This window comes from Paenibacillus turicensis, from assembly GCF_050461185.1.
Taxonomy (GTDB): Bacteria; Bacillota; Bacilli; order Paenibacillales; family Paenibacillaceae; genus Fontibacillus; species Fontibacillus turicensis_A.
The window spans coordinates 25530-39609 of record NZ_JBCMOR010000002.1; the positions used below are offsets into that span (position 1 = coordinate 25530).

General features: G+C 38.2%; 9 protein-coding genes. 3 read left to right on the forward strand and 6 right to left on the reverse strand.

Annotation, left to right across the window (positions count from 1 at the left end; all coding sequences use genetic code 11):
- Nucleotides 1-15 precede the first annotated feature (15 nt).
- Nucleotides 16-1734 carry a methyl-accepting chemotaxis protein gene (locus tag ABE099_RS01580; RefSeq protein ID WP_430026834.1) on the forward strand — a complete coding sequence of 573 codons (1719 nt, stop codon included), beginning with the start codon at nucleotides 16-18 and terminating at the stop codon, nucleotides 1732-1734.
- A 118-nt stretch (nucleotides 1735-1852) separates the two neighbouring features.
- Here the strand turns inward: ABE099_RS01580 and ABE099_RS01585 are convergent, their stop codons facing one another.
- Both ABE099_RS01585 and ABE099_RS01590 read right to left on the reverse strand, forming a co-directional pair.
- Nucleotides 1853-3178, reverse strand: a complete 1326-nt coding sequence (locus ABE099_RS01585) for a hemolysin family protein (RefSeq protein ID WP_430026835.1) — start codon at nucleotides 3176-3178, stop codon at nucleotides 1853-1855.
- Nucleotides 3179-3382: 204 nt separating this feature from the next.
- Nucleotides 3383-4045, reverse strand: coding sequence for a DUF2628 domain-containing protein (locus ABE099_RS01590; RefSeq protein WP_430026836.1), 663 nt, complete (start codon nucleotides 4043-4045; stop codon nucleotides 3383-3385).
- Nucleotides 4046-4271: 226 nt separating this feature from the next.
- Between ABE099_RS01590 and pulA the strand changes: the two genes are divergently transcribed.
- The gene (pulA, locus tag ABE099_RS01595; protein ID WP_430026837.1) at nucleotides 4272-6206 is read left to right on the forward strand and encodes a type I pullulanase; all 1935 of its coding nucleotides are present in this window, start codon (nucleotides 4272-4274) and stop codon (nucleotides 6204-6206) included.
- Between the two features lie 61 nt (nucleotides 6207-6267).
- On the opposite strand, the gene ABE099_RS01600 is transcribed toward pulA, so the two are convergent.
- The 4 genes from ABE099_RS01600 to ABE099_RS01615 form a co-directional block, all read right to left on the reverse strand.
- Nucleotides 6268-8589: a glycoside hydrolase family 65 protein gene (locus ABE099_RS01600; protein ID WP_430026838.1), complete on the reverse strand. Its 2322-nt coding sequence runs from the start codon at nucleotides 8587-8589 to the stop codon at nucleotides 6268-6270.
- Between the two features lie 41 nt (nucleotides 8590-8630).
- Nucleotides 8631-9290 carry a beta-phosphoglucomutase gene (gene pgmB / locus ABE099_RS01605; RefSeq protein WP_430026839.1) on the reverse strand — a complete coding sequence of 220 codons (660 nt, stop codon included), beginning with the start codon at nucleotides 9288-9290 and terminating at the stop codon, nucleotides 8631-8633.
- Nucleotides 9291-9352: 62 nt separating this feature from the next.
- Nucleotides 9353-10387: a LacI family DNA-binding transcriptional regulator gene (locus ABE099_RS01610; RefSeq protein WP_430026840.1), complete on the reverse strand. Its 1035-nt coding sequence runs from the start codon at nucleotides 10385-10387 to the stop codon at nucleotides 9353-9355.
- Nucleotides 10388-10511: 124 nt separating this feature from the next.
- Nucleotides 10512-12281: an alpha-glycosidase gene (locus ABE099_RS01615; RefSeq protein ID WP_430026841.1), complete on the reverse strand. Its 1770-nt coding sequence runs from the start codon at nucleotides 12279-12281 to the stop codon at nucleotides 10512-10514.
- A gap of 422 nt (nucleotides 12282-12703) precedes the next feature.
- Here ABE099_RS01615 and ABE099_RS01620 point away from each other — a divergent pair, with 422 nt between their 5' ends.
- Nucleotides 12704-14026, forward strand: coding sequence for a sugar ABC transporter substrate-binding protein (locus ABE099_RS01620; RefSeq protein WP_430026860.1), 1323 nt, complete (start codon nucleotides 12704-12706; stop codon nucleotides 14024-14026).
- Nucleotides 14027-14080: the final 54 nt, after the last annotated feature.

A 14080-nucleotide genomic window follows, 5' to 3' on the forward strand; every position in this document is an offset into this window, starting at 1 on the left:
GGAGATGAAAACAACATGAGGGAAAAAATAAAGAAAAATTTATTTGGTACTGTATCCTCTAAAATTATGATGGGCAGCGCATTAACGATTGTCATCACAGTTGCATGTTTTATCGGTTTATTAGTTTTTACTACATCTACGTTAAGTGGAAAACTAAGTGATGAATTAGAAACGCGCTTAAAAGGCAACATCCATACTGTATCAACACAATTAGAGGGTATAAAGGGCAATTTACTTGAAATCCCTAACACTGATAGCCCAACTTATAAAGAAGCAAGAGCTTTAATGGATAAATTAAAGCAAGAGTATAATTTGCAAAATGTATTTATTTTATCTAATGAGGGTGGAAAAGAGCGTATTATCGCATTATCAGATACACCGGATGACTTTAATATGGATTACACCTTCTCAGCTGATATGAAAAGAATGCTTGAAACGAAGCAACAAACCTTAAGCAAAATTTATGAAGACGAATATGGGATTCATCAATCCATTTTTGTACCGTTAAAAAATAGTAAAGGTGATGTTGAAGGACTGTTAGGTATTGACCTTGATGCAGCGGTAATCCCTAATACGATTTCCAGTGTAACTTGGTATACTGTGGTGATCTCAGTAATATTATTTGGAGTTGGTTTATTGCTTGCTTTCCTACTTGGACGGTTGATTGCGAAGCCAATTAAGAACTTAATGCATGTTACACAGCAATTTGCAGATGGAGATATGTCTCAATCTATTGAGGTAACAGGGAATGATGAGATTGCAAGATTATCACAATCCTTCCAAGTGATGAGCACAAATATGAAACAGCTTATTGGACATATTTCAACCTCATCTAATGAAGTGGCAGGCACAAGCCAACAGCTACAACAAGTAATTGAAGAGTCAAGTGCAAGTGCTCAGCAGGTTGCTGAGTCAATGAACAATATGACGGAGGGAATTAACGAAGTAGTAGAATCTATCGGAAATAGTACGACTTCTGTGCTGGAAATTGAAAAGCAATTGTCCGGTGTAGCTACTGAAGTCAACGACATGCAGCTCATTGCTAGAAGAGTGAGTAAGAGATCCTCAGAAGGACAAGATATCGTTGAGCAAACCTTAGAGCAGATAAATAAAGTTGAGGAGGTTATGCAAAACTCAGAGCAGATTGCAGGGCAATTACAGCAAAACTCCATTAAAATTGGAGAAGTAATTGGTATTATTACCGGTATTGCTGAGCAAACCAATTTGCTAGCCTTAAATGCCTCAATAGAAGCAGCAAGAGTAGGAGAGCAAGGGAAAGGTTTTGCCGTTGTTGCAGGGGAGGTACGTAAGCTAGCAGAGCAATCCGCATCAGCAGCAGCATCAATTACTGGCTTAGTTGCTGGTACACAACAAAATAGTAACCTTGTTATTGAAAGTATTAATGAAGGTAGTCGTGCGATTGTTGAAGGTCAACATCTAATGAATACTACTTATGAAAACTTCCAAGGGATTTTCAAGGGGATTGAAGAGTTTACTAATCGTACAGAACAGCTCTTAAATTCTTTAGTATTAGTAGAAGGATCTTATCAGAGTATATCCACTTCTGTTCAGCAGATTTCTGGTATTACGCAAGAACAAGCAGCTGCATCAGAGGAAGTTGCAGCCTCTTCTGAAGAGCAAAGTGCAGCGATGGAGGAAATTTCAGCAGCAATTGATCAATTATCCTCTTTGGCACAAGAGTTGCAAAAGGCGGTTAATGTATTTAAGCTGTAGCATCAAGCTATGGATGTGATCATGTGATCATCAATATGACACGTCAATAAAAATACTATAATCAAAGAGAGGCTACCATTTTTACACTGGTAGCCTCTCTTTTGTATCCTAACAACTTCTATTGTTGTATTCCTTCTGTTGTCGCGTCTTGCTTTATTATTTCTAGACGTCTAAAGCGATGGGGCTCCTTATCAAGCAAGGTAAACATTACACCATCATGCTCTAACGTTTCCCCTTCTTCCATCTCTGGGTGCATCCCATATAGCCATCCACCAATGGTGTCTACCTCAGCGGAGTCTAGGTTTGTTAACAATGTATCATTAATTTGATTAATGGCAACTTTACCATCTACGATTAAGTGGTGATCACTTAGCTGCTGAATAGGTTGCTCCTCTTCAGTGTCAAATTCATCACGAATTTCGCCAACAATCTCTTCAAGAATATCCTCAATTGTAACAAGACCAGATGTACCACCATATTCATCAATTAGGATCGCCATGTGGCTACCTTCTTGCTGCATTTTCTTCAGAAGTTCATTCACTGGCATTACCTCTGAAACCGCCATGACTGGGCGAAGAATCGAGGAGATTTCTAAATTTGGATTTCCCTCATAAGCTAAGAAAAATTGCTTTGTATTTATAACACCGATGATATTATCCTTATTACCTGATACGACAGGGAAACGAGTATACTGTTGTTCAGTAATAATAGATAAGTTTTCCTCGCGTGTTTTATCTGTATATAAGCAGATCATATCGGTACGTGGAACCATAATTTCCTTAGCAAGCATATTGTCAAAGGCAAAAATACGGTTTACATAGCCGAATTCACTTTGATTAATTTTTCCACTTTCAAAGCTTTCATTAATAATAATTTGTAGCTCTTCTTCGGAATGGGCTTCCTCATGCTCAGAAGCAGGCTTAATCCCTACCAATTTAACTAGCTGATTCGCAGAACCGTTTAATGTCCAAATAAATGGCTTCATTACTTTTGTAAACAAAATAAGTGGTTTTGCAGTTAACATCGCGACTTCTTCTGCTTTACGGATTGCAATAGTCTTTGGTGCTAACTCACCAACAACGACGTGAAGATACGTAATAATAACAAATGCAATAATAAAGGATAATACCCCAGTAATTGCAGTTGGTACTTGTAATTGGTGGAAGATAGGTCCTAATAAAGCTTCTATGGTTGGTTCACCTAACCATCCTAGTCCTAAAGCTGTTATTGTAATACCCAACTGGCAGGCTGATAAATAGCCATCTAAATTTGATGTTACTTGCTTTACTGCTAATGCATTTTTGCGTCCTTCCGCAATTAACTGATCAACTCTACTACTACGTACGCGGACAATCGCAAACTCTACGGCTACAAAAAATGCTGTTGCAGCAATAAGCAATACAACTAAACCCAAATTTAATGTCAAAAACCTGTCACCTTGCATTATAAACATCTACTCCTCTATTATGAATAATTTGATAAAAACTTATAATCATTATAGCGGATAGCGCTAATGAATGCGAATGCCATAAAAGGGGTATATCGTTCATAAATGATTTGTTTTGCACGTCTAACATTATAAAAATTTATACTATATCAACTTTACGTGTTTAATCTAACCATTATGAGTATTTTTGCTACAGTTTTGTTATGTAAGATGCTGCGAAACCAAGTAACGGAAAAAATTGTAGCAATAGCTTAATACCTTTATATTTTGAGCTGGTTGATGATTCAAGTTAATCACGTAATAAATGATAAGAAAGAGGATTAGAATTAACGGTAACATCGATATTGCAATCGGGAAATATAAGTTTGTTCGACCTGCTAACATAATTCGTATATTACGTGATTGAACATCATCAGGGTATTTTTGATGTAGCTTTTGAATTTTACGTGTAGCAAAGCATAAATAAATATGATTGGCCAAACAAGCAAACATCCCTCTTAATAGTAAAAAGACAACAATTAGTTGTGAAATGACAAAAAAAGGATTGATACTATGCCAAACGTAAAGGGTAGCAGAACATAAAAAGGCTAGAAGCAAGGACAAATAAACAATTAAATAAGCGTACATCCCCCGATAAATCAACCAATAGCCACCAAATAAAAACGCGGACCAATTCCAATAACGAGATTTTGTACAATTTTTCATATAAAAATTTGTATTTGTACCTACAAATAATCCAAGCTCATGGTTCAAAAACAAATTTAAGTTAGCGCTTTCATTATTTGAAATGTCCCTTTCTTTTCCGCACATTGGACATGCTGGAGCATCTGCTTCATAAAATTCGGAACAATGATAACAATGCATGGGAGACCTCCGTTTAACTTTAGCACAATATGATTTCATTATACCTAATTTTATGACATTTGAGAAACAAAATTTGACAATTTTCTCGCTATATTGCTAAGTTTTTTTAGCCATAATGCCGTAACGCCAACAGGGTAAGATTTCATATTATGAATTAGAACTAGCCTTTATGTTTTTTGAGCAAGCTATAGGGAAGATCAATCTCATTAGGATTGGGGTGAGCCAATTGTCACTACAGAGGGGAACCGATGTTAGTATACATGATGGTAATCTTGCCGAGCAGTTTGTTTATGATGTTTACGATGGGGATGACTTAGGAGTTACCTATCATCGAGAAGGAACATTTTTTAGGGTGTGGGCACCAACCGCTTGGAAAGCAGAGGTTAGCTTGTACTCAGATTGGTCTTCAGTTTCAGGTGAAAGCTATATGATGCAAAGAGATCAGGGGGGTACATTTGTCTGTTACATTAATCAAAACCTCCGTAATTATTTTTACACTTACAAAGTTTGGATAGGTGAGCAATGTCATGAAGCTGTTGATCCATATGCGGTAGCCGTAGGGGTGAATGGGGATCGAGGAGCGATTGTTGAGTTAGAGAACACAAATCCAATGGGCTGGAAAAGATTAAAACGGGATTCATCATTTAAGCCTGTAGATGCTGTTATTTATGAGTTGCATATTAGGGATGCTTCTTATGATGTTCAATCTGGTATGTCTCCAAGGGGGAAATATACTGCATTAGCACAACTGGGGACAAAGGGACCCTATGGTATAAAGACGGGACTTGATTATATTAAGGCATTAGGGGTTACGCATGTGCAGCTATTGCCTATTTTTGATTATGCTACGGAAAGTGTCGATGAAACGAAGCTGGATCAGCCTCACTATAACTGGGGATATGATCCTAAAAACTACAATGCACCAGAAGGGTCTTATTCAACAAATCCTTATTGTCCAGAGGCTCGGATTCGTGAACTCAAGCTTATGATTCATCAGCTCCATAGTAAAGGTATTTCTGTCATTATGGATGTGGTTTACAATCATATATTTGATGTCGCTAAAAGCAGCTTCAACAAGCTGGTTCCAGATTATTATTTTAGACATTTGCCAGATGGTAGCTTATCTAATGGTTCGTTTTGTGGAAATGAATGCGCTTCCGAAATGCCTATGATGTCTAAATTTATTGTGGACTCTGTCGTTTATTGGGCAAAGGAATATCATATTGATGGTTTTCGTTTTGACCTGATGGGCTTGCTCGATATCGCCACGATGAGTGAAATTCGTAGAAGGTTAGATGAAATAGATCCATCGATTATAATGCTTGGTGAAGGCTGGAATTTGCCTACGGTATTACCTGAAAATAAGCGTGCCGCACAGCGTAATAGCAGTTTATTGCCACGGATCGGACAGTTTAGTGATTTATTTCGAGATGCGATCAAGGGCAGTAACTTTGATGTATCAAGCAAAGGGTTTATTCACGGTGAGGAAGGACTTGAAGCTTCCATTAAAAGTGGTATTGCTGGTGGCATAAAGTATAATAGGCAATTGTCTGGCTTTGCATCTGAGCCTGAACAGACCGTCAACTATGTGGAGTGTCATGACAATTTAACGTTATGGGATAAACTAGTTGCAAGTTGTCCAAATGGAAGTGAAGCAGATTATCGCAAGTTACATCGATTAGCTTCAGCTATCCTTTTAACAAGCCAAGGCATTCCTTTCCTTCATGCTGGCCAAGAGTTTATGAGAACCAAGCAAGGTGTGGAAAATAGCTATAATAGCTCTGCGGAGATAAATGCCCTTGATTGGCAACGTTGTGCTCAGTTTAGTCATGATGTAGCTTATATGCAAAGTCTAATTTCCTTTCGTAAATCACATTCTGCCTTCCGTTTACGTACGTCTGAGCAAATACGTAACCATTTATTTTTTGAACTTTCACCACCTCGTAGTGTTGCTTATACACTGCGCAATCATGCGGGAGGGGATTGGGACCTTCATCTCTATGTTATCTATAATGCAAATACAGAGCAGATTATAGTGCAGTTGCCTGATCTAGGTTACGGATCGTGGAAAATTCGTTATGGTAGCGAGCATGTGGCGCGCCTAACCAAAAATGAAATGGAATTACATGAAATTGGAATGGTTGTTCTTGCATTTGGGTAAAAGCTAAATCCGAACTATTACGGAGTTCAATTAGAATTTCCTGAAATAGTTCGGATTTTTGTTATTTGGTAGTCGGAAGTGGTTGTTCTATTACTTGTTGAGCAGCAAACGTGTGTACATCTTCATAGAGCCGTACTGTAATCTCTGGTCCAGCCTCATGAGTGATGATGACCTTTTCTTGGGACACATGAACTTGCAGTCTAGCATGACGGAACATAATTTTAAAGGAAAATGCAGTCCATGAATGTGGAATAATCGGAGCAAGACACAGCATATCCTTCTGTACCTTCATTCCACCAAATCCTTGTGTAATTGACATCCAAGTCCCTGCCATACTCGTAATGTGACAACCATCCTCTGTATCGTTATTATAGTTGTCTAAATCCAACCTCGAAGTGCGTAAATACATTTCATAAGCTTTATCTACATATCCTAATTCACAAGCTAAAATGCTGTGAACACAAGGGGATAGGGAGGATTCGTGAACTGTAATCGGTTCATAGAAGTCAAAATTTCGTTTTTTTATTTCAATGTCATATAAATGCCCTAAAAAATACAAACCTTGCAAGACATCAGCTTGCTTAATATAACAAGAGCGAAGAATACGATCCCATGACCAATGTTGATTGATAGGCAGATGGGCAGGAGATAGCTCCTTCACAGGGACAATTTCTTTGTCTAGAAATCCATCCTGCTGCAAAAATATGCCTTGCTCTTCATCCACTGGATAATACATGTGATCAATAATATGTTGCCATTGCTTAAGCTCCTCTTGTTGTATTGCTAGTTTATTTACGAGCAGATCATAGTCAGCGGCATGAGATTGACGGAACATCTCTAATGACCGTAATGTGTATTCCAATGTCCATGTTGCTATACGATTGGTGTACCAGTTATTATTTACGTTATTTTCGTATTCATTTGGCCCCGTAACCCCTAACATCACATATCGCTGTTTGACCTTAGAGAATTGGACACGTTCTTCCCAAAAACGCGAAATTTCAATCAGCACGTCTAAGCCATATTGATACAAATAGGCCTCATCACCTGTATAATTCACATAATTATAAATGGCATAAGCAATTGCGCCGTTACGATGTATTTCTTCAAATGTAATTTCCCATTCATTGTGGCATTCCTCACCATTCATGGTCACCATAGGATAAAGTGCACCCTTGCTGAATTCAAGCTTACGAGCATTTTCTTTTGCTTTTTCCAAATGATTATGACGATAAATAAGTAAGTTGCGAGCTACATGCTCATCTGCTGTGCTTAAATAGAAGGGAAGACAATAAGCTTCAGTATCCCAATAGGTGCTCCCACCGTATTTCTCCCCTGTAAAGCCTTTAGGACCAATATTAAGGCGATTATCCTCACCCGTATAGGTCTGATACAGCTGGAAAATATTAAAGCGAATGGCTTGCTGAGCAGCTAAATCTCCAGCAATAACGATGTCGCATTCCTTCCAGTGCTCTCCCCATGCTTGCTTCTGCTCTTCAAGTAAAGCTTCAAAGCCGATTTGAATTGCTTCATTCACGAAATGTAGTGCTTGATTAATGAGCTGTGACGGCTCATAATCTCGTGAGGTAACGTTAGCGACGTATTTATACAGTGTGACCGTTTCCCCTTGTTGCGTAGTAATTTCAGAGCGTACACCTACATATTTATCCTTTTCAATTTGCTCTGAAGGTAAGGGGTGTTTAAGCTGAACATCATTATGAAATAACTTTGTATGCATCGCTGAGGTAAGGTGGAAATCAAGCTTTTTAGTTTTAATAGTTAAATAGCTACAGTTAGCAGCAGTTTGTTTATTTACCTCTACCCAAAATTTTTCATCGTAGTTAGCATCCTTATTAGAGACATCACCATCTAGATAAGAGGTTAAAGCCAGCTTGCCAGAGAAATTTAAAGGGGTGATTTGGTACTTAATAGCCCCGATTTGACGTCTCTTTAAGCTAACAAAACGTGTTGATTTAATTCTAACCTGTTTAAAATTAGGTAACTCAACAGTGCATTCCCTTAAAAGATAACCCGCCTTCATATTTAGCTCTCGTCTAAAAGAGAGAATTTTGCAGGTAGCTAAATCAAGGGTCTGATCATCAATATTGACATCGATTCCAATCCAATTTGTGCTATTAAGAACCTTCGCGAAATACTCAGGATATCCGTTTTTCCACCAGCCCACTCTTGTTTTATCGGGATAATATACACCTGCCATATAACTTCCTTGTAAGGAGGAGCCACTGTACCTTTCTTCAAAATTAGCACGTTGCCCCATGTATCCGTTTCCAATGCTGAAAATACTTTCAGATAACTCATGGTGATTAGGATGAAATCCTTCTTCAATAATGGACCATTCATCTAATTGCAAATACTGCTCCATGCCTATTCTCTCCCATTCCTTTGGTAATAGTTTGGTAATTATTAAGTAATAGTCAAGCTTTCTAATAAAGTGGGTGACATTGCATTTAGTGAAGGAACTACAAGATCGGCGTCTTGTATTATCTCTGGATTTCCTACGCCAATACAATACATTCCGGCACGTTTGGCTGCTTCAACACCCGCTACTGCATCCTCAAATACAACACATTGTTTTGGTTCCACCCCAAGCTGCTGGGCGGCAAGTAGAAATACTTCAGGATCTGGTTTTGCAGACGTTATACATGTTCCATCAACAACAACATCCAGCTTATCGATAAGTTGAGTGAGGGTAAGAATAGTTTTAGCATTTTTACTAGCAGAGCCAAGCCCTAGCTTTAGTCCCCGTTCTCTGCATTCGTTTAAAAACTGCTCTACTCCAGGTAAAAGATCATTTTGATTCATACGTTCTATATATTCCACATACCAACGATTTTTGCGCTCGGCGAATTCATCTTTTTGATTAGCGTCAACAATAATATTACCTTTACTGAGTAAAATATCGAGGGAGGCCATACGACTAACCCCTTTGAGTGCTTCATTATCATGAGTTGTAAATTCAAAGCCAAGCTCTGCTGCAAGTCGCTCCCATGCGAGAAAATGATAATGTGCTGTATCTACTAAAACTCCGTCTAAATCAAAAATACATGCTTTTATCAAATTCATCCTATCACTCCTTAATGCAAACGTTTGAACTGTGAAAGAAAATAGAGAAACCAGTAAGTTCTCTATTGTTGAGGCAAGCTATATATAGATGAGTCTCGAATCATAAGACGATGGGGAATAATGTGTCGTTTTTGCGTAATCCCCTTTCCGTCCTGCTGAATACTTTGAATTAATAAACGTGATGCAGTGTAACCTAAGTTATAAGTTCCAATATCCATACTACTTAAAGGTGGTGTCGCTAGTTCAGCTAATGGAATATTGTTAAAGCTTACAAGGCAAAGATCCTTAGGGACGTTATAATGAAGCTCATGTAATCCTCGCAATACACCAAAAGCTACAACATCATCAATGACAATAATTGCAGTTGGTCGATCTGGTAGACTCATAAAAAATGACATAGCTCGATAACCGCTATCCTGCAAAAAGTCGCCTTCTACAATCCATTCCTGTCTTGTTTCTATCCCGGCATCAGCTAAAGCATTCATATACCCTGTTAAGCGATCTTGAGATACGACAAGCTCAGAAGGACCACTGACAAAGCCAATCCGTTGATGCCCGAGTGAAATTAAATGCTGTGCAGTATCATATGCGGCTTGAATATTGTCGGTGTCCACGGATAATATATCCGGATACTGCTCACTACGCCCAATCAATACAAACGGATAATGGTTATCTCGTAAAAAATCAATGACAGGATCATTAACTCGAGAGTACAGTAAAATGACGCCATCAACTCTACGACCATTTAGCAGTCTGGAAATCCCCTCAAGCTCTTCTTTTTCATTAGAGCCAGAACTTAATAATACATCGTATCCCATTTTTCTTGCATGTGTCATAATCCCTCGAATTAATTCCATAAAGAAAAAATTAGAAAATAAATCTTCGGCTGATTTAGGTAACATAATGCAAATTGTATTCGTTGTTTTAGATACAAGGCTTTTCGCCATTATGTTAGGATGATAACCAAGCTCACTCATTATTTTTTTTACTCTTAGTGATGTTTCAGTGCTAATTTTAGGATGATTAGACAATACACGAGACACGGTGGAGGGTGAAACTCCAGCCTTTTTGGCCACATCCTTTATCGTAACGGACATAAAAATCCTCCTTGTTACAAAAGCCATTAAATCTTCCTTAAATGTAAAGACTAGGCTCCTTCTTCTCTGTATTGTATAGCATACGATTTAATTAGTGCAAACGATATATTCATTTATTCATATCTTAGTTAAGACGTTTCAAGATTACATAGTCATAAGCACCTAGTGTGATTGGCAGCCCTGAGCCTGATGGGCAATTGCTTTTATTATGATGCTTCTTCTGGTTCATAACATCTTGCCATTCTGTATGGTCAACAGGTAGTAAGATAGTTTGCTTCATATCCGAGTTGTTTATTACGACCACAACAACTTCATCATCTAGCCTACGCTCATAAGCTAGTATGTCACCACCAGCCTCAGCGATTAGAAAACGGACGGAACCAGATTTGAGTGCAGGCGATTGCTTACGAACCTCAATTAACCGTTTATAAAACTGCAAAAGTTGTTGATCCTGTTTACTCTCGTCCCACTCCATACATTTTCGACAATCGGGATCATCTTCTCCTGTTAGCCCAACCTCATCTCCATAATATATGCACGGCACGCCAAGATAGGTGAACTGAATCACGGCGGCTAACCTCATTTTGAGCTTGTCATCTTGACAAAGTGTAAGCAAGCGTGGGGTGTCATGACTATCTAGCAAGTTAAAAGTGATCTCACTTGCCTGCTTAGAATAACGCGCCAACTGCTTACCCATTGCATGTGAAAATTGTTCTGCATCCAGCTTATTTTTAGCAATAAAATCCCAAACGGCTTCTGTGAAAGGATAGTTCATTACGGCATCAAACTGATCACCTTGTAGCCATGCAGTTGAATCATTCCAGATCTCGCCTAATATATAGGCTTCAGGATTTGCTTGTTTAACAACATTTCGAAATTCCCGCCAAAATTGATGATCAACTTCATTGGCAACATCCAATCGCCAACCATCAATCCCCACTTCTTTAACCCAGAATTGTGCTACATCCAATAAATACTTTTTCACTTCAGGATGCTCTGTATTTAGCTTTGGCATTGTTGCTTCAAAAGCAAACATATCGTAGCTATAGTTGTATGCGCTTTCCTCTAAGCTTGTAATCGGCCATTGATGGATATGAAACCAATCCTTATATTTCGAGGACTGCCCATGCTCCAGTACATCCAAAAATGGAGCAAACCTACTGCCTGCATGATTAAATACAGCATCTAGCAAAATACGTATTCCTCGTTCATGACACGCCTGAACTAACTTTTTCAATGTTTCAATGTCACCAAAATGAGGATCAACCTTCAAGTAATCGGTTGTATCATATTTATGATTTGTGTTCGCTTCAAAAATAGGTGTGAGATAAAGTGCATTAACACCAAGCTGCTGCAAATAATCCAAATGTAGTAAAATTCCTTGTAAATCTCCACCAAAGTAATTGTCTCTTGCAGGAGTACCACCCCAAGGGAGAACATTTGGAGGATCATTAGTAATATCTCCATTCGCAAAACGTTCCGGAAAAATTTGATAAAACACAGCATCCTTTACCCATTCTGGTGTCGTAAATATATCTACCGGATTAAGGAATGGATATTCAAATAATGGATTTGGTGTTTGAGGACGTTGTGGTGTGAAGCCATGTTCAGTCATCCAAATTTGGTCAGCTTCTGATTTTAACTGAAAAGCATAACGCAGACGACGATGAAGTGGCTTAATCGTACATTCCCAATAATCAAATAGCTCATCAGCAATGAGCTTGTTCATGGGAATAAGTTCTTTCGTTTTGTCCCAAGCATACTTGTCTCCTGCAAGGACTGTGACCTCTTTAAGGTCATTTCGTTTAGAACGTAATCTGAGATGAATGGTCTCTTTATCATACGCATACGACCAATTCAGCTGTGGACGGTGATAAATCGCTTCGAGAAACATTGCACTTCAAACCTCCTTGGCTTTAAAGGGATAATTAGACGTGATCAAGGGTGTAATATTCTAGCTGTTCCATTATTTGCTGTGAATTATAGCATGAGTTCAAACCTTTGCACAAGATAGTAGAAAAGTAATCAATGAGCCATTTTATATAGATAGAGAACTCAAAAAAATATTTTTTTCAATCTAAAAAGTGGAGTAAATTTACGATTAACCTAGTTTTCAAGAGGAAATTTAAGAAATTTTAATGAAAAACGGTAAAAATGACCAATGCAAACGTTTTTGTAATGTAAAATGGTGGTGTATTATATCCTCAAAACATAAAGCGCTTACATATACCATCTATGTTTATGCAATCGTTTGCGCTTATATTTTTAAGTTATTAACCTATCATCATCAATAGGGAGGGGTTAGTTGTGAAGAAAGTGAAGAAATTGAAGAAACTGATGGTTTTAGTCGTTGTTATCTCGTTAATGTCAATGATTTCAGCATGTGGGGTTAAGAGTAGTAGAAATAGTAGTACTGATGCTTCAAGCACTAATCAGAGTGGAGCTAATCAGACTCAAGCTAATGATAGCATCCAATCGGCGGAAGACCTTAAGCCTGAGGAGGGTGCAGAATTACTTGTTTGGGATAGTAAGGATGAAAAAGCCTATACCAATGAGGTTGTGAAGCGTTTTGAACAAAAATATGGGGTTAAAGTGAAAATTGAAGAGGTAGCTCCCCCTGATCAGGTTGGGAAGTTGACTCAAGATGCACCCTCGGGTTTAGCAGCTGATGTTCTCGTTATTCCGCATGATCATATGGGGAATGCGGCCGTATCGGGATTGCTATTAGCCAATGATGTATTTGCAGATGAGACAAAAAAGAACAATACCGAAGCCTCTATTACGGCATCCACTTATGATGGTGTGTTATATGGCTATCCACGCGCAGCAGAAACAACCGCATTATTTTATAACAAATCATTATTGCCTGAACCACCAAAAACATTTAATGAAATTGTGGAGTTCAGTAAAACTTTTAATGACAAAGGTAAAGGTAAATATGCATTAATGTGGGAAACAGGCAACATGTATTTTAACGGTCCCTTTGTTTTAAGTACAGGTGGGTACATTTTTGGTGATAACGGGACAAATAAGGATGACATGGGTCTCGCAAATGATGGAGCAATTGAGGGACTTAAATATTATCAAAGTCTGAAAAATATTTTGCCAATTAACAGTGGAGACATAAATCCAGATATTAAACGAGGCTTATTTAGCTCAGGTGATGTAGCAATGGACATTAATGGACCATGGGAACTAGCTGGATACAAGGAAATGTTAGGAGATAAATTGGGTGTTGCGCCGATTCCTACTGTTGAGGGTAAAACTGCAATTACATTTTCAGGGATGAAGGTGTGGGTTGTGAACTCATTTACCAAATATCCTAATGCAGCTAAACTATTTGCTAATTTTGCTTCATCCAAAGAGGCACAATTGATTTTGAATGAAAAGGTAGGAGCTATACCTACTAATCTTGAGGCACTAGAATCAGATCAAATTAAAAATGATCCGTATGTATTAGCTTTTGCTGAACAAGCCAAAAATTCGATGCCAATGCCTTCGATTCCAGAAATGGCAAATGTATGGGCACCTATAAATGCTGCATTACCAGAAATATGGAATAAGAATGCAGATCCTAAAACTGCAATGGAAAAAGCAGTTACGCAAATTAAGGATTTGAATAATAGTACTTCTAAATAAAGAGGTAGCAAGGAATACCTGCCACGCCATTATGTCTGTGTGTCAGGTATTTCC